At 61.6% G+C, this 16,655-nt stretch carries 11 protein-coding genes; 4 read left to right on the forward strand and 7 right to left on the reverse strand.

Annotated features, from left to right (window positions below; all coding sequences use genetic code 11):
* Nucleotides 1–7 precede the first annotated feature (7 nt).
* Nucleotides 8–907, reverse strand: a complete 900-nt coding sequence (locus B7O88_RS05360) for a DMT family transporter (protein WP_088274178.1) — start codon at nucleotides 905–907, stop codon at nucleotides 8–10.
* Between the two features lie 104 nt (nucleotides 908–1,011).
* Here B7O88_RS05360 and B7O88_RS05365 point away from each other — a divergent pair, with 104 nt between their 5' ends.
* The 3 genes from B7O88_RS05365 to B7O88_RS05375 all read left to right on the forward strand — a co-directional run bounded on the left by B7O88_RS05365 (nucleotide 1,012) and on the right by B7O88_RS05375 (nucleotide 4,034).
* Entirely contained in the window at nucleotides 1,012–1,893 is an 882-nt protein-coding gene (locus B7O88_RS05365) for a LysR family transcriptional regulator (protein ID WP_088274179.1), read from the forward strand.
* Between the two features lie 197 nt (nucleotides 1,894–2,090).
* Nucleotides 2,091–2,948, forward strand: coding sequence for a phytanoyl-CoA dioxygenase family protein (locus B7O88_RS05370; protein ID WP_088274180.1), 858 nt, complete (start codon nucleotides 2,091–2,093; stop codon nucleotides 2,946–2,948).
* Between the two features lie 45 nt (nucleotides 2,949–2,993).
* Nucleotides 2,994–4,034, forward strand: a complete 1,041-nt coding sequence (locus B7O88_RS05375; RefSeq protein WP_088274181.1) for an MBL fold metallo-hydrolase — start codon at nucleotides 2,994–2,996, stop codon at nucleotides 4,032–4,034.
* 1 nt (nucleotide 4,035) lies between these two features.
* Here the strand turns inward: B7O88_RS05375 and B7O88_RS05380 are convergent, their stop codons facing one another.
* From B7O88_RS05380 to B7O88_RS05390, 3 genes are all read right to left on the reverse strand, one after another.
* Nucleotides 4,036–4,539: a winged helix-turn-helix transcriptional regulator gene (locus tag B7O88_RS05380; RefSeq protein ID WP_088274182.1), complete on the reverse strand. Its 504-nt coding sequence runs from the start codon at nucleotides 4,537–4,539 to the stop codon at nucleotides 4,036–4,038.
* A 156-nt stretch (nucleotides 4,540–4,695) separates the two neighbouring features.
* The gene (locus B7O88_RS05385; protein ID WP_088274337.1) at nucleotides 4,696–6,498 is read right to left on the reverse strand and encodes an acyl-CoA dehydrogenase; all 1,803 of its coding nucleotides are present in this window, start codon (nucleotides 6,496–6,498) and stop codon (nucleotides 4,696–4,698) included.
* Nucleotides 6,499–6,614: 116 nt separating this feature from the next.
* The gene (locus B7O88_RS05390) at nucleotides 6,615–9,245 is read right to left on the reverse strand and encodes a LuxR C-terminal-related transcriptional regulator (protein ID WP_160003142.1); all 2,631 of its coding nucleotides are present in this window, start codon (nucleotides 9,243–9,245) and stop codon (nucleotides 6,615–6,617) included.
* A 254-nt stretch (nucleotides 9,246–9,499) separates the two neighbouring features.
* On the opposite strand from B7O88_RS05390, the gene B7O88_RS05395 reads away from it, so the two are divergent.
* On the forward strand, nucleotides 9,500–11,335 hold the full coding sequence (locus B7O88_RS05395; protein WP_160003143.1) for a sensor domain-containing diguanylate cyclase: 1,836 nt from the start codon (nucleotides 9,500–9,502) through the stop codon (nucleotides 11,333–11,335).
* 41 nt (nucleotides 11,336–11,376) lie between these two features.
* Here B7O88_RS05395 and B7O88_RS05400 read toward each other — a convergent pair whose 3' ends face one another.
* The 3 genes from B7O88_RS05400 to B7O88_RS05410 form a co-directional block, all read right to left on the reverse strand.
* Nucleotides 11,377–12,474 (reverse strand): AI-2E family transporter, encoded by a 1,098-nt coding sequence (locus B7O88_RS05400; RefSeq protein ID WP_088274185.1) that lies wholly within the window; start codon nucleotides 12,472–12,474, stop codon nucleotides 11,377–11,379.
* Between the two features lie 190 nt (nucleotides 12,475–12,664).
* On the reverse strand, nucleotides 12,665–14,989 hold the full coding sequence (locus B7O88_RS05405) for an ATP-dependent DNA helicase (protein ID WP_088274186.1): 2,325 nt from the start codon (nucleotides 14,987–14,989) through the stop codon (nucleotides 12,665–12,667).
* Nucleotides 14,986–16,626, reverse strand: coding sequence for a VRR-NUC domain-containing protein (locus B7O88_RS05410; protein ID WP_088274187.1), 1,641 nt, complete (start codon nucleotides 16,624–16,626; stop codon nucleotides 14,986–14,988). The genes B7O88_RS05405 and B7O88_RS05410 overlap by 4 nt, the downstream gene beginning before the upstream one ends.
* Between the last annotated feature and the right edge of the window lie 29 nt (nucleotides 16,627–16,655).

Raw genomic sequence — 16,655 nt, forward strand, 5'->3', positions numbered from 1 at the left:
CCGCGCCTCAGCTTTTGCGGATCAGGTAAATGCCAGCTATCACCAGTGCCGTGCCACCGAGCTGCACCCAGGTCAGCGGTTCGGCCAGCAGCAGCCAGCTGAAGAAAATGGTCATGACCGGACCAAGCATCCCCACCAAAACCGTCGGCCCTGCGCCAATACGCTGAATCGCGCCGGACTGAAAGAAGATCGGCAGCACGGTCGAGAACAGCGCCATGGCGGCGCAGTAGGCGTAGATTGGCCACGGCTGGATCAGGTCGCTGATCGGGTTGGTCACCACAAAGTGCAGCTGCGCGGCGAGGATCGACACGATCAACGCCAGAATGGAGAACTGCGCGGCACCGAGTTTGGCGATCGACACTTCGGCGAACGCGGTATAGCAGGCGTATGACACGGCCGAGGCGAACACCAGGGCAGCACCGATCCAGGGCGCAATGCTGTCTTCAGAGAACTGGTGGCCGCTGAGAAACACCAGACTCACCCCCGCGTAGCAGAGCACCAGGGCGCCGATCAGACGCGGGCTGGCGGTTTTACCAAGAAATAGCAGGCCGATCAGGATGGTGATGGTCGGGTAGGTGAACAGGATTACCCGCTCCAGCCCGGCAGAGATGTACTGCAACCCGGCAAAGTCCAGAATCGACGCGCCGTAGTAACCGGTCAGACCGAGAAAGATCAGCAGCGCCCAATCCTTGCGGTTGAGGCGGGGGCCGGTGCGCAGATAGGCGTAACCGCTGAGCAGGAACATCGGCAGCGAAAACAGCATGCGCAGCGAGAGCAGGGTAATCGCGTCGACGGGGCCGACGAGATAGGCGAGCTTGACGAAAATCGCCTTGAACGAGAAGCCGAAGGCAGCTAGGACGGCGAGCAGCATGCCGGTTTGTCGTGGGGTAAGGGCGGTGCGAGTCATATAGCACTCTGCTGAGTTTGTTCAACTTGTTGGATGCTATTGTGCTTTTACTGCCTATAGAATTGCGTTTTCCCCACTGAAGCGTTCGTATTTTTCGAATTCATATGAAATACAACCTGACCGACCTGCGATTGTTCATCGCCATAGCCGAGTGCCAGAGCCTCACACACGGGGCCGAACGGGCATTCCTTGCGCCATCTTCCGCCAGCCACCGAATCAAGATGCTGGAGGCCTCGCTTGGTACGGTGTTGTTGCACCGTCGCTCGCGCGGGGTGGAGCTGACACGCGCCGGCGAGATATTTCTGCGTCATGCCCGTCAGGTGTTTGCCCGGCTGGAGCAAATGCATTCGGATCTCGCGCCCTTTGCCGAAGGGGTGCAGGGGCATGTGCGGCTGTGGGCCAACACGCACGCGATTCACAACTACCTGCCGAATGATCTGGCAGCGTTCCTGGCTGAGCATCCGCAGGTCAGCGTGAATCTGGAGGAGCACACCAGCGCCGACATCCTCGCCGGTGTTGCTCGCGGTGACGCAGAAATCGGCATCGTTGCCGGCTACGACGACTATCAGGAAGTTGATTTGGTGCCATATCGGGCGGATCGGCTGGTCTTGATCACCGATCCAGGGCATCGTCTGGCGACAGCCGGCTCATTGGCTTTCGCCCAGGTGATCGGTGAGCCCTTTGTCATGCTGCATGCGGGCTCGGCGATCCATACCTTCACCATGAATACCGCTTCCAACATGGGCTCGCATTTGAACGTGCGCGTGCAGGTCAACAGCTTCGAGGCGGTATGCCGAATGGTTGCCGCTGGGGTTGGGGTTGGTCTGGTGCCGCGTGAGGCAGTCAAGCTGTCGGGCCGCCAGCCGGTATCGATCATCGAAGTGGAAGACGGCTGGGCTCAGCGTGACCTGAAAATCTGCACCAGCAGCAAGGCTCCGGTTTCATCGTTCGCCCGCGCCCTGATCGATCATTTGCTCGCTGAATAGCCCCTCAACAGCAGACTGACCAGTCCGGTAATTGGCAGGATCGTCCGCCTTGTGCCCCTTATCAGGGGAGCCAGCCTCTCTACAATGGGATATCGCCGCGCTGCGCTTGGCGCGGTCATCGCATCGTTCACGTCCACCGATGCCGACAGGTGCCTCGCATCTGCGCGTCGGCCAACAACGACAACAGGGGGGCGAGCATGAGTCAGCGTGTGTTATCCGGTGACAGTGAGTACCTTAAAAGCGGCTACGCCAAGGCTTACCAGTCGACTGCCGGCAGTCAGGAGGCGGTCGATGCCGCCGAGCTTGAGCGGCTGCATGCAGCACTGTTGCGCGACGGCTATGTGATTCTGGAGCGGATTGTCCCCGCGGCACAGGTCGAGCAGATCAGTGCCGAGTTGCGCAGCCTGCTGCCCGCGCACTGCGGGCGCAACGATTTTGAGGGCACGCTGACCCAGCGGCTCTACGCGGTGATTACCAAGACCCTGGCCTGCAACCCGCTGGTGGAACATCCGCTGGTGCTGGGGTTGCTGGATCGAGTGCTGGCGCCGAATTATCTGCTGTCGCAGCTGCAGGTGATCAACATTCTGCCCGGCGAGCAGGCGCAACCGCTGCATCACGACGATGCCTTCTACCCGGTGCCGCGTCCACGTCCGCATTTCGGCGCGGCGACCATTATCGCGATGGACGACTTTACCGCTGACAACGGCGCAACCGTGGTGATCCCCGGCAGCCATACCTGGGACGGCCGTGCGCCAACGCCCGACGACTGTGCCAGATCGATCCCGGTGATCATGCCCAAGGGCTCAATGGTGCTGTTTCTCGGCACCCTTTGGCATGGCGGTGGCGCCAACCAGAGCGCCGCGCCGCGTCTTGCCGTGACCGCGCAGTACTGCGAGCCCTGGGTACGTCAGCAGGAGAACTTCAGCCTGTCTGTTCCGCTGCCGCGCGCCCGCGAATGCAGTCCGCATATTCAGCGCATGCTGGGATATTCGATCCACCCGCCGTTCATGGGCATGGTCAACGGCATGCACCCAAGACGGCTGCTGGAAGACTAGCCCGGCTGACCCACTCCTCACTCCTGATCAAGAAGCAGTAACGCTATGGCTACAGAAGGTCTGATTTATCCGCTTAACACACCCGCACTGGGCGCTACGCTGGAGGTGCAGCCGGGCGTGCTGTGGATTCGCATGCCGCTGCCCTTCAGGCTGGATCACGTGAACCTTTGGGCGTTGCGTGACCGCGACGGTTGGGCGCTGATTGATACCGGCGTCTGGACAAAACAGGCGATGGGCGTCTGGAAACACCTGTTTGATGAGGTGCTGGGTGGCCTGCCGGTGACGCGGGTGATTTGTACTCACCGTCATGCGGATCACGCAGGTCTCGCCGGCTGGCTGGTCGACCGCTTTGGTTGCGAGCTGTGGATGCCGCATATCGAATATCACGCCTGCAACGCGGCGCGGCTGCAGGGCCGGGAAGCCCCCGACGTGGAGCTGGCGTTCTACCGTCGTGCCGGCTGGAATGACAGCGCGCTCGCTTACTGGCGCGACAACTACGGTGGTATCTCCAGCATGGTGCATCCGTTGCCGGAGTACTTCCGCCGTATCTGTGACGGCGACGTACTCAGCATTGGCGAGCACGACTGGCAGGTGATCGTCGCTCAGGGCCATACCGCCGAGCATGCCTGCCTGTACTGCCCGGAACTCGAGTTGTTTATCTCCGGCGATCAGGTATTGCCGCTGATTTCATCCAACGTATCGGTGCAGGCCCGCGAGCCGGATGGCGACCCGCTGGGCGAGTGGATGGTCTCAATGCGGCGGATTCGCGACAGGGTCAGCGATCGCGTGCTGGTACTGCCTTCCCACAATGACTGCTTCCGTGGCCTGCACGCGCGAATCAATGATCTGGTAGACAGTCAGCAGCGCCTGCTGGAGCGGCTGCATGCCGAGCTGCGCGAACCCCGCCGCAGTGTCGATATTTTCGAGTGCCTGTTTGGTCGGCCGATTGGCATGGATGACGGCATCGTGCTGGCGCTGGCGACCGGTGAAAGCCGCGCCAACCTCAACTGCCTGATTGCGCAGGGCCAGGTCGAAATGCAGCACGATGCCTATGGCGTGGAGTGGTATCGGGCCCGCGGGCACTGAATCAGGTGGTCAACGCTGGGGGAGCGTACTCGCGGCCAAGCCGCTCGCGCATCGCGTCGCTGGCGGCCGGCCCCGGTTGCACTGTGCACTGTTGCGGCACGAGCACTCGGCCGTCCTCCGGGTCGGTAAAGGCCAACTGCAGGCGCCTGCCGGTGTCACGATCCACCACCTGCACGCTTTCGCCCTCAGTGGCATAGTGGCGATTGCCCCAGTCAACGAAGGCCATCAGCACCGACGCAAAGTCCTCACCCTTGGCCGTCGGCACGTATTCGTAGCGCAGCGGTCGCTGGCTGTAAGGCACCCGTTCCAGCATTCCGGCCTCGACCAGTGCGTTCAGACGCCGGGTCAGCATGTTCGGTGCAATGCCTAAACTCTGAGAGAACTGATCGAACCGGCGCAGCCCCTGCAGGGCGTCACGCATCAGCAAAATACTCCACCACTCGCCGACCTGATCCAGGCTGCGGGCAATGGGGCATTCAACGTGGGTGAGCTTATTTCGCTGCACAAATCTGATCGTCCGGTTGCATACAAGGTACTGTCTTGGGGGACTCTGTGCTTGATGAGGTACAGTGGAGGCAGTGCAGGAGGTAAAAGCAGATGGCGCGGGCGGCGGCGTGGAGCCGCCCGCAACCTTTCCGATTTCAGGCTCTGAGGCCCAAACTCAGAACCAGGCGTCTTGCATGTCGTAGGTCAGGCGGTTGCCGGCGCTCAGCAGGCGGGCCTGGCTGGCGAGGCTGGCCAGTTCCCAGTCCATGAAGTAGCGCGCGGCGTGCAGCTTGCCCTGGTAGAAGTCGGCCTCGCTGCCGTCTGCACCAGCCTCCAGCGCGCGTTCGGCCACCAGTGCCTGACGCAGCCAGATCCAGCCGACAACCACGCGACCAAACAGGTCGAGGTAGGCGGTGGCGTTGGCCAGACCCAGATCGACGTCAGCAGCGACCTGTTGCAGCAGATCGCTGCTCACCTGATCCAGAATGCCAACCGCGTCGTTCAGCGCCGCGGCCATGCCAGCGCACTGTTTGCTGGTGCCGGCTTCGGCAATGCTGGCGCGCGCTGCGGCGAGGAACAGGCGGTAGCCCTTGCCGCCGCGCTGGCTCAGCTTGCGGCCCAGCAGGTCGAGGCCGTGGATGCCTTCGGTGCCTTCGTGGATCGGATTCAGGCGGTTGTCGCGGTAGTACTGTTCCAGCGGATATTCGCGGATGTAACCGGAGCCGCCGAGGATCTGGATACCCAGATCGGAGGCGATCACGCCGTACTTGGACGGGTAGGACTTGACCATCGGGATCAGCAGATCGAGCAGCTCGTTGGCGTCTTCACGCTCGGCTTCGGTGGGCGCGGTGTGCGAGTCCTCGAACAGGCTGCTGGCATACAGGCACAGGCTCAGGCTGCCTTCGGCGTAGACCTTCTGCTGCAGCAACATGCGACGCACGTCAGCGTGCTGGACGATGCGCACCTGGGTTGACAGCGGGTCCTTGCTGCCCGGCAGACGGCCCTGCGGGCGTTCGCGGGCGTAGTCGAGCGCGTGAATGTAGCTCTGATAGGCCAGCACGGAGGCGCCGAGGGCTACGCCGATACGGGCTTCGTTCATCATCTGGAACATGTACGACAAGCCCTTGTTGGCCTCGCCGACCAGATAGCCGACCGCACCGTCCTGCTCACCGAAGCTCAGTACGGTGGAGGTGGTGTTGCGGTAACCCATCTTGTGCAGCAGACCGGCCAGTGCGACGTCGTTGCGCGCGCCCAGGCTGCCGTCCTCGTTGACCAGCACCTTGGGTACCAGGAACAGCGAGATGCCCTTGACGCCAGCCGGTGCGCCTTCGATACGAGCCAGCACCATGTGCACGATGTTGTCGGTCAGCTCGTGGTCGCCGCCGGAGATGAACATCTTCTGGCCGAATACGCGGTAGCTGCCGTCTGCTGCCGGGCGCGCGGTGGTGCGGATGTCGCCCAGCGCGGAGCCCTGGCCCGGCTCGGTCAGGGCCATGGTGCCGCTGTAGCGGCCGTCCAGCATCGGCGGCAGGAAACGCTCGCGCAACGCATCGCTGGCGAAGCTCTTGACCAGGTTGGCGGAGCCGATGGTCAGGAAGGAGTAGCCGGAAGTGGAGATATTGGCGGCGCTGAAATACGCAACGCAGCTGCGCAGGATGACTTCCGGCAGTTGCAGGCCACCGTCTTCGGCGTCGTGGTGCGCAGCGTGGAAACCAGCTTCGGCCAGAGCATCCCAGGCGGCTTTGGTTTCCGGAATCAGGGTGACCTTTTCGCCGTCGAAGGTCGGCTCGTTGGCATCGCCTTTCTGGTTGTGCGGAGCAAGAAATTCGGCAGCGATGCCGCGGGCGGTTTCCAGCGTGGCGTCGAAGACGGCGCGGTCGTGCTCGGCGTAGCGCGGGCGTTGCAGCAGCGCCTCGGTGTCGAGCATTTCGTAGAGCTGGAAATTCAGCTCGCGTTCGTTCAGCAGCTTGTCAGACATGATGGCCTCGTCGGCAGGGTGGATCACAGGCAGACGTTGTAACAAGCCGGACGCGGGTTTGCGTCAAACCACGGGTGGATTTACAGGTTGAATTTTGGGTGGAGACGGGTGGAGATTCAGGTCGGCAAATTCAGTGTGCGGGCAATCTGAATGGCCTGCTGCCGCTCGGCGGCGCCGAGTTTGCGGAACAGGTTGTTGATATGGGTCTTGACCGTGCTGAGGCTGACGTTAAGACCCTCGGCAATCTGCTGATTACCCTGGCCGCGAGCGATCCGCTGCAGCACGTCCTGCTCACGTCGGGTTAAGGGATCGATCAGGGTTTGCTGCGGATCGGCGTCAGCAAGCAGGGCCTGCAGTGGATTGGGTAGTTGCTTGCTGGTCGGCAGGTCGGGCAAGCCTTGCTGGCGTCGGAAGGCGGGTGACAGTAACTTACGCAGCTCGTTGCGCAGTTCGGTGCCTTCGTGCTGGAGCAATTGGCCCAGGCGGTGGCCAAGGCTCAGCTGCAAAGCCTGTTCCAGCGCCGAGTATATCTCGGCCTGCTGATGCCCGTTTCGGGCGATCCGAGCGTTGAGCAGATGCACCTGCAACGCGAGCAGTCGGTTGCCCTTTACACTTGCCTGCTCCTGTAGCTGGTGGGCCAGCGCCTGCGCCGTTCGAGTCTCCCCCTGATGGCAGAGCACCCACCCGCGGGCCAGGCGTTCTTCATAGTGCAGTGCCTCACCGTAGTGCGCCTCACACCAGGCCCATTCATCCAGCCACTGGGCAATGATGGGCTCGTCCTGCTGACGCACCGCCAGTCGTACCCGCCAGGCGCCGGCGATGCGATAGATACCGTACAAACGGTATTGCCATGCCAGCCTGCGCGACTCATCCCAGAGCTTGATTGCCTGCTCGGGCTGACCCCAGGCGTCGTACAGACAGGCCTGATGGTGCAATACCCAGGGCAGGGCTGCGCTGTGCACCACCTCCAGCGCGGCGGCCTCGGCCTGGGCCAGCTGCTGGCGTGCTGCCTCGAATTTGCCTTGCTGCATCTGGACCAGCGCCTGGCCAATGTTGAGGAACAGGTCGTAGAAAGTGTTGGAAGTGGCTGCCGGGTCGTGCTGCAGCATGCTCACCAGGCGCTGGTCAGCCTGCAGGGTATCGCCGCGAGCAAGGTCGATCTGGGTCAGCAGCAGGTGCAGGTTGTGGGTGTAGCCGCGGAAGGCGAACTGGGTCAGTTGTTCCAGTGCCTCATGGGCCGCCTGCTCGGCGCAATCCAGATCGCCGAGTGCCAGCAGGCAACTGGCGCGGTTGTAGAGCAGCACAGCGCTGGCGGCGGTACGTTGGGGCCAGTGCCGCATGCTGCTGTCGGTCAGACGCAGACCATGCCGGTAGTTGCCGCCCAGTACGGCAAGTCTGCTGCGCAAAAAAGCGATGGTCTGGAATAGCCGCTCGGGGCGATCGGCGGGCACCTGCGCCTCACGCACCAGGCGTTGCAGGAGCAGCAGGCAGTGGCGCGCACGCTCGATATCATTGGTGGCGATTACGGTGCTCGCCTCGGTGATCGCCAGTGTCAGGTGATCGGTGTCACGGTCGGGCAAGTCCATCAGGAAGTCGACGATGGAGTCGACTTTGCCCTCGCGCAGCAGGTCAAAACTGTGCTGTTCGACCTCGGCCAGCAAGCGGTTGTAATCGCCGCCGCGGCCGAGCTGGTAGACCGCCTCGCCATAGCAGCGATGCTGCAGCAGCCAGTCGGCGGCCTGCAGATGCAGGGCACGCAGTGACGCTGAGTCGCGGCGTTGCAGGTGACGAAGGCAGGCGCTGCGCAGGGCGGGGTGATAGCGGTGGGTCAGCAGATCATCGGGGTTGGGCTGAATGAACAGGTCGTGGCGAGTTAGCCAGCGCAGGGTACGCTCAGGCTGCTCGTGCCCGCTTAGCAGGGCGGCCAGCTCCGGGTTGAACGCACTGACCACCGCTGTCTGCTGAAGAAAGTACTGTATTTTGGGCGGCAGACCCTGCAGCAGCGATTGGCTGAGGTAGTCAGCGATATATTCGCCGGCGTCTGCGTTGTCAGCGCGTGCTGCCAGCGCAAGCAGCACGCCGCTGATCCAACCTTCGCTGCTGGTGCGCAGCTGGTAGATGCTGTCGTTATCCAGCTGGGCGCCACGTATGGCTGCCAGTTGCGCGATCTGGGTGTTGTCGAGCGACAGCTCACTGGTGCCGATCAGCTGTAATTGCTGGTCCCTGCGCAGGTGCGCGATTTCCAGTTCGGGTAGCCCTTCGCTTGCCGCGACGATCCTTAGTTGGGGCGCGGCGAAGCCAATCAGGTCATTCAGCAGCCGTCGGGTGCCTGGCGAGCGCAGCAGATGAAGATCATCGAGAAACAGGGTGAAAGGCCGGGAACGGGCTTCGAGTGCATTGAACAACGCGGTGCCGAGTGTCTGCTCCTGTTCAGGGGACGACGGCAGCAGGCCGAACAGGGCAGCGAGATGCTGCAGAAACACCACCGGCTGGTTGTCTGCGCTGCAGCATCGCAGCCAGCCCCAGTCTTCGTCCATGTTGATGGCGCAGGCTGCCATCAGCGTCGTCTTGCCGTAACCGAGGGGGCTGGTCAGCAGGGTCAGACGGTTGCCTGTTCCACGCAGGCGCTGAATCAGCGCATCGCGTTCAAGCATGGCTTTGGGTAACGGCGGCGGGCGCAGGCGTGCGCGGTTGAGTATGACCGCTTGCGCTGTTATCACGTTGCCTGACTGCTGCAGCTCTGTCATTGACCTGCCCGTTACCCTGAACAAGGTGGCCATTATACGGCTGGCGCGCATTCCGCATAGACCTGGGGAATCTCTTGACCCAAGCGGCCTTGCGCCATCACTGATCAAAACTATGCTTCAAGAAACTGCAATATAGTTCCAGGGCATAGCGAGTTTGATCTCCGCAAGCAGTGCTGACGCGGAGATCAGTGTGTGCACCGACTCGTTGTAAAGAGGATTCGAGTCAATGAGGGATGTGTGCAATGGCCAGGCACATGAGCGGCAACACGGAAGAATTACGCCACGACGCCGAGGTGGTCATCCACCTGGCCTCACCCTATGTGCTCGCCGACTGGGATGGCGCGCTGGATGCTGTTGTAGGGTCTGACACCACGATGCGGATCAGCCAAGGGATCGGGCTTGGCTTGCTCGTTTCACCGCTGTCTGCGCGGCGCCTTGATGAGCTGTTTATTCAGTTGGCGAAAGATCACAGCAGGCGTCGCCAACTGATCTTTCTGGTTGGCGAGCGCTGGATTCTGCTGTCATTTGACGGTGTGTGTCCTGGACCTGGACTGGTGCGGGTGCACTTGCAGGACGTTACCCCGTTAAAACAGGGGGAACGCGCCGAATATGAAGCAGGACAACGTCTGCTGGTCGCATTGGAAACCGCCTGCATTGGGGTATGGGAATGGTATTCGGGTGATTCGTTCATTTCGCTGTGCGAGCGTGTTGCGCAGTGGCTGGGGATCGGCTCACATGCCGGCGAGCTGTCACTGGACGCTTGCCTCGCGCGCGTGCATCCGGGTGATCGGCAGCGACTGATTGATCTGGTGCGAAGCCGATCGTTCAGTCGCTCTACCAGCGAAATTCACGAAATAGAACTGCGCGTCAGCGTCGGTGAGGATAATTACCGCTGGATCGTGGTTGCAGCAGCATCACTGCCAGCGGAGGAACAGGGGGTGTATGCACGGCTCTGCGGCAGTATTCGGGATGTGACCGAACTGAGACGGCTCGAGCTATTGGATCTGCGCCAGCAGCAATTGATGTCGTTGGCGGCCGAGGTTCAGCAGGCCTTTCTGGTGGATCAGAGTCTGGTGGCGGCCTGCGACCGATTGTTTGAGCCGCTGCTGGCAATAACGGACAGTCAGGTCGGATTTATTGGCATTCTGCGTAACAGCGAAGACGGTTCGCAGTATCTGGAGGTGCCCAGCATCTCCAATATCAGCTGGGATGACGCCAGTCGCGCCTGGTATGCCTCCCACCGGGACGAGGGTCAGTCCCTGCGCTTTCACTCGCTTAACAACCTGTTTGGCCATGTGGTAACCCACAATACAGTGGTCTGCACCGATATGGTCAGCCGTCATCCGGCCAGTCGGGGGCAGCCGTCCGGGCATCCGTCGATTGATAATTTCCTGGGCATTCCGCTGCGGTTCAATGGTGAGGCTGTGGGGATGATTGCGGTTGGCAACCGGGAGGGTGGTTACAGCGGCGAACAGATTGAGTTGCTGGCACCGTTCGCGAGCGTGCTGGGCACCATGATCCGCGCCCGCCAGCTGGAAGAGCAGCGGGCTTTAGCCGAAGCTGCGCTGTTGCGTGAGGCAACCCATGATGCCCTCACAGGACTGGCCAATCGCAAATTGTTTTTCAGCATGGCCGACAGTCTGTTCGAGCAGGCATTGCGCTATGGCCAGCAGGTCTCGCTGGCGGTCATGGATATCGATTTTTTCAAGTCGGTAAACGACAAATACGGCCATCAGGCGGGAGACAAGGTTCTGCAGATGTTTGCGCAGACTCTATCCGATGCGGTTCGGCGCTCGGATGTGCATGCGCGGGTAGGGGGAGAGGAGTTTGCGGTGCTGCTGACCCAGACGTCAGAAACAAATGCGCTCGATGTGCTGGAGCGATTTCGGCTGTCGCTGCAGGCGTCCTGCATCCAGCTCGACGACGACATCGAAATCGGCATTACCGTCAGCATCGGCTACTGCGACTTTTTTGATGGTCTGCACGATGTTGATCACTGGTTCAATCTTGCGGACCGGGCGCTTTACCTTGCCAAGGCGCAGGGACGCAACAGGGTCGTGTCCTGGACGCCGGATCAGACGGGCAGCTAATGCCCGTGCTGAGCGGCGACAGGAAGGTAGTGGCACTACTGCTACTGTGGGTCTTCGGCCTGCGGCCGTGTCTCCGGCTCCTGCGCCTTCGCGTCTGCCATCGGGTTGAATTCCTCGGAAAAGATCTGCCAGAAGGCAATAAACAGCGCTGCAATCAAGGGCCCGATGACAAAGCCGTTTATGCCGAACAGGGCGAAGCCGCCGAGGGTAGACAACAGCACCAGATAGTCCGGCAGCTTGGTATCACGGCCAACCAGCAGCGGGCGCAGCAGATTATCGACCAGGCCGATTACCAGCGCGCCGAAGGCGATCAGGATAATACCCTGGGTCCAGTGCCCGATTGCCAGCAGATAGATCGCGACGGGGCCCCAGATCAGGCTGGCGCCGACCACCGGGATCAGCGACAACATCATCATTACCACACCCCAGAGCAGCGCACCGGGGATGCCCAAAGCCCAGAAGATCAGCCCGCCCAGTGCGCCCTGAACTGCTGCGACCACGAGGTTGCCTTTTACCGTCGCCCGGGTTACCTCGGCAAACTTGCCGAATAGCTGGTATTCGCGCTCGTCACCCAGCGGCAGGGCACGAACCAGCATGCGTACCAGCTCTGGACCGTCGCGCAGCAGGAAGAACGCCAGATAGAGCATCAGCGCCAGACTTGCGAAAAAGCTCAATGTGCCCTGGCCCAGCTGGAACGCGTTCTGGGCGAGGAAGCGGCTTGAGGTAACGGCGGCGTTGGTGGCAAGGGCCTTGACGCCTTCTAGGTCAATGTTGAGACGGTGAAACAGGCTTTCGACCAACGGGAAGCTGGTCTTCAGCTTTTCCATGATCGCTGCCGGGTCCAGCTTGCCGGTCTGTACCCGTTCATAAAGGGCATGGCCTTCCTGAACAAACGAGGTGATAACGAATACCGCTGGCAGGATACACAGGGCCATGCACACCGCAAGGGTAGCCAGGGCTGCCATGTTGTCCCGGCCGCTCCAGCGTTTGCTCAAGCGCAGCTGCAATGGGTGGAACAGCAGTGCAATCACGCATGCCCAGAATACGGCGCCGAAAAAAGGTTTGAGCAGATAGAGAAACAGCAAGGTTACAACGACCAGCATCAGCAGAAAGGATCGTTGTTCAAGTTTTGCCTGCATTGGCTCGGGCTCCTGCCATGGAAAACCCGATTTGAGCAGAAAATTGCAACTTTTACACCTCTGTGGCTGCCTCGGTTACCTTGCATCTGTGTCGCGTTCAAGCCGCTACGTTGGTGGCAATGGCATGACAGTGCGGGCGAATTAAAGGGGGGAATGATGGCCTGATATTTATTCTGTATTTCAATTTAAATCAATTAATTAGAGGTGCTTTATAAATCATTTTATTCAATGTGAGGCTGCGGTTGCCGATCCTCCACCAGCGCGGCAGCAGCTCGCGCACCGTACGCTGACCGAAACGGTCGTCGAGCAGATAGACCACGCCCTGATCCTCCGTTGTACGAATTACCCGTCCGGCGGCCTGCACTACCTTCTGTAGTCCGGGGTACAGGTAGGCGTATTCGTATCCGCTGCCAGCGCTGCCGTCGAACATGACCTCCAGCCGCTCGCGCATTTCTTCGTTGACCGGGTTGATCTGCGGCAGCCCGAGGGTCGCGATAAAGGCGCCGATCAAACGACGCCCCGGCAGGTCGATACCCTCACCAAAGGCGCCGCCGAGCACGGCGAAGCCGATGCCTTGGCCGTGCTCATGGAAACGCGCCAGGAAGGCGCTGCGTTCTCCTTCGTTCATGCTGCGTGACTGAGTCCAGACCGGGATATCCGGGTACAGGCGCTGGAACTTCTCCACGACCTGTTCGAGGTAGGCGTAGCTGCTGAAGAAGGCCAGATAGTTGCCGGGCTGGCGGGTAAACTGCTTGGCCATCAGTTCGCTGATCGGTTGCAGGCTGGCGGTGCGGTGCTGATAGCGGGTAGACAGGTTGCGAATGACCGAGACGCTGAGCTGGTCGGCATGGAACGGAGACTCGACTTCCAGCCACTGGCTGTCCTCGGGTAGCCCGAGCAGATCCCGGTAGTAATTGGCCGGGCTCAGGGTCGCAGAAAACAGCGTGGTGCTATGGGCGGTGGTGAAGCGCTGCTGCAGGAACGGAGCCGGCACCATGTTGCGCAGACACAGGGTCGACAAGGTGCGGCGGCCACTGGCGCCGGCATGGCGGGTGATGTCGAACAATGAATGCGGGCCATAGGCTTCGGCCAAGCGACAGAACAGCATGGCGTCGAAGTAGAACAGAATCAGCGCGTTGGCGTTGCCATCGGGCTGGTCTGTGAGATGTTCGGTAATGGCGCTGACGGCTTTTTGCAGGCTGAGGATGAACAGGTCGGCAATCGCCGGGTAGATCTGATAGTCCTCGGTCTGGTCGCGGTGCAGCGCATTCCAGTGCCGGGCGACCCGGTCCAGTGGTGCTTTCAGGGCCACCGGGGCTTGTTTGCGCAGGGTATTGAATACGCCCTGGTCCAGCTCAGCGGTGTACATGCCGCGTGCCCGATCAATCAGGTTGTGGGCTTCGTCGACCAGTACGGTGACGCGCCAGTCATTGAGGACCGTCAGTCCGTAGAGCAGGGCGGTCATGTCGAAGTAGTAGTTGTAGTCGCCCACCACCAGATCGCTCCAGCGGCACAGCTCCTGACTGAGGTAGTAGGGGCAGATATTGTGTTTCAGGGCGATGCGGCGCACGGCGGTCTGATCTAGCCATTGCTCGGCAACGGCCTCGGCACGGGCGGCCGGCAAGCGGTCGTAGAAGCCTTCGGCGAGCGGGCAGGATTCGCCATGGCAGGCCTTGTCCGGGTGCTCGCAGGCCTTGTCGCGTGCGATGTGCTCCAGAATGCGCAGGTTCAGTGGTGTCTCGCTGTGCGCACGCAGGCTTTGCAGAGCGTCCAGCGCGAGCTGCCGACCGGGTGTCTTGGCAGTGAGAAAAAACAGCCGATCCACCTGCTGTTCTGGCATCGCCTTGAGCTGCGGGAACAGGGTGCCGAGCGTCTTGCCAATGCCGGTGGTGGCCTGGGTCATCAGCGTCTTGCCGTCACGCGCCGCGCGGTAAACCGCCTTGGCCAGTTGGCGCTGGCCGGCACGGAAACTGGGGTAGGGGAAGGTCAGTTGCTGCAGCTGCTGGTCGCGGGCACCACGGTGATGGGTTTCCTGCCGGGCCCAGGCGATAAAGCGGTCGCACTGCTGGGCGAAGAACTGGCGTAGCGCATCGGCGGCAAACGTCTCACGAAAGACGGTTTCCTTTTGGGTGACCACGTTGAAGTACACCACCGCCAGATCGATCTCTTCGAGTTGCAGCTCGGCACACAGTAGCCAGCCGTAGACCTTGGCCTGCGCCCAGTGCAGCACCCGATGGTTGTCCGGGATGCGGCTGATGTCGCCGCGGTGGGTCTTGATCTCTTCCAGCAGATTTTGCTCGGGGTCGTAGCCGTCGGCCCGTCCTGCTACCAGCAAACCGGGATAGCTGCCTGCCAGCGTCAGCTCGCTGAGGTAGCCTGCGCCCCGGCGTGAGACCACGGTCTGGTGCCCGGCGATGCCTTCCTGCGCGGTGGGCGCAGGGGTAAAGCGCAGGTCCAGGTCGCCATGCTTGGCGGTAAATTCGCACAGCGCGCGCACGGCAACTTGGTAGGTCATGGCGTCTCCCACTGCACATGTACTACCTCAACCTGCATCGCGTGCTCGGCACAGAACGCCAGCCAGCGGCGCTGATTGTCTTGCAGGCGGTCGCCGGGCCCTTTGACCTCGACCATGCAATAGCGCTGCTCGGCGGGCCAGAACTGGATCAGGTCGGGCATGCCGGCGCGGTTGGCGCGGATGTCTCTGAGCATGCGTTCACACCAGAGCCGCAGGTGGCGGGCAGGGATGCAGTGCAAAGCCAGTTCCAGCAGTGGCTCGTCGAGTAGCCCCCAGAACACAAAGGGCGACTGCAGCCCCTGTTTCTGCTGCCAGATGCTGCGGATATGCTCGCGGTAACTGCCATCGTCCAGCCGGGCCAGCGCGGCATCGAACAGCGCTGCGCGACGGTCGGCAAAGTCGGCGTCGTACAGGTCGGCTGGCCCGCTCTGGAACGGGTGGAAGAAGGCGCCGGGCAGGGGCGCAAAAATCGCCTCCCAGCAGAGCAGGCCAAACAGGCTGCCGATCAACGCATTCTCGACGTAGAACACCGGTGCATCCGGCGCAGCCAGATGGGCGGCAACAGCCAGCTCAACACCCTGCGGGTCCGGCCCCGGCAGTATCAGTTGCGTGGTTTTCGTTTCGGGCTCCGGCCCGGGCCTGGGTACCGGTTGCTGGAGTTTGCGCCCCAGCCGCTTCAGTGCCCGCTCGACCAACTGCTGCTCGCTTGCAGTGTGCGGCGCCGCATGCGCCGTGGTTGCCAGCGCGTAGGCCTGTTCGTATTGCTCCAGCCGTTCGTGCAGCCGGATTGCCCGCTGGCGCGCTTCGCTGTGGCTGCACTGCAGGTAGAGTGCCAGCGCCTGCTCCAGTTGCTGCTCGCGTTCCAACTGCTGGCCAAGCTGAAAGCGCAAACGCTGATGCCGGCGTTCGATCCAGGGGTTGCTGGTAGTGAGATGCGAGAGCTGGTCGACAACCGTCATGGCGTCGCCGCCGGCCTCAAGCTCGTCCCGGCAGCGCCTGAGATAGAGGTACTGGTCAACATCGCCTGGCTGATGAAAGCTGCGCGATTCGGCCGGAAACGGCACCGACTCGTACTGCTGGAGGCCGAGCTCGGTCAGCACGAACTCGCTCCAGTCCTGCGACAGATTGCCGAAAAACAGCAACCTGAACCGGTCGCACAGATCGCTGATCTGCAGACTCAAGACATTGTCTGTCGGGATGCCTGGCCAGGCGTACCAGGGCCGTGGTGCGTGATTGCCGGCCAGCAATGCATCGATCAGCGCCTGCTTGCCCAGCTTGCCGGCCTGTTCCACCCCCAGATCCAGTGACGCCAATTCCGTCTTGAGCAGCAGCCTGGCGAGGCTGGATACATCGATGGGTTCTTCAACGGACAACCAGCTCAGCTCCAGCAGAGGCTGCGCCGCGGACTCAATATCGCCGATCTCGTCATAGCACAGCCGGCTGACCCGGAAATGATCGCCCTTGCGCATGATCAAGCGCACCAGCAGCGCCCGTGAGCGCTCGGGCAGAGTCGGAAAATGCTGAATAAACCGGCGCTCCTGCTCATTCAGCAGATCGTCATAGCGCGCACCCACCCACTCCAGAACAAATTCGAAGTTGCGCAGGTAGTAGAAGTCGGTCGCGAGCAGAGCGGGCATGGCTTGAATTGGATACTGGTTGAATGTCC

Origin of the sequence: Halopseudomonas aestusnigri (assembly GCF_002197985.1) — a bacterium.
GTDB lineage: Bacteria > Pseudomonadota > Gammaproteobacteria > Pseudomonadales > Pseudomonadaceae > Halopseudomonas > Halopseudomonas aestusnigri.

Excerpts from the sequence above, each read along its gene's own strand:
- B7O88_RS05360 (WP_088274178.1), bottom strand. The coding sequence starts at position 907 with ATGACTCGCACCGCCCTTACCCCACGACAAACCGGCATGCTGCTCGCC.
- B7O88_RS05365 (WP_088274179.1), top strand. The coding sequence starts at position 1,012 with ATGAAATACAACCTGACCGACCTGCGATTGTTCATCGCCATAGCCGAG.
- B7O88_RS05370 (WP_088274180.1), top strand. The coding sequence starts at position 2,091 with ATGAGTCAGCGTGTGTTATCCGGTGACAGTGAGTACCTTAAAAGCGGC.
- B7O88_RS05375 (WP_088274181.1), top strand. The coding sequence starts at position 2,994 with ATGGCTACAGAAGGTCTGATTTATCCGCTTAACACACCCGCACTGGGC.
- B7O88_RS05385 (WP_088274337.1), bottom strand. The coding sequence starts at position 6,498 with ATGTCTGACAAGCTGCTGAACGAACGCGAGCTGAATTTCCAGCTCTAC.
- B7O88_RS05390 (WP_160003142.1), bottom strand. The coding sequence starts at position 9,245 with ATGACAGAGCTGCAGCAGTCAGGCAACGTGATAACAGCGCAAGCGGTC.
- B7O88_RS05395 (WP_160003143.1), top strand. The coding sequence starts at position 9,500 with ATGAGCGGCAACACGGAAGAATTACGCCACGACGCCGAGGTGGTCATC.
- B7O88_RS05400 (WP_088274185.1), bottom strand. The coding sequence starts at position 12,474 with ATGCAGGCAAAACTTGAACAACGATCCTTTCTGCTGATGCTGGTCGTT.
- B7O88_RS05405 (WP_088274186.1), bottom strand. The coding sequence starts at position 14,989 with ATGACCTACCAAGTTGCCGTGCGCGCGCTGTGCGAATTTACCGCCAAG.
- B7O88_RS05410 (WP_088274187.1), bottom strand. The coding sequence starts at position 16,626 with ATGCCCGCTCTGCTCGCGACCGACTTCTACTACCTGCGCAACTTCGAA.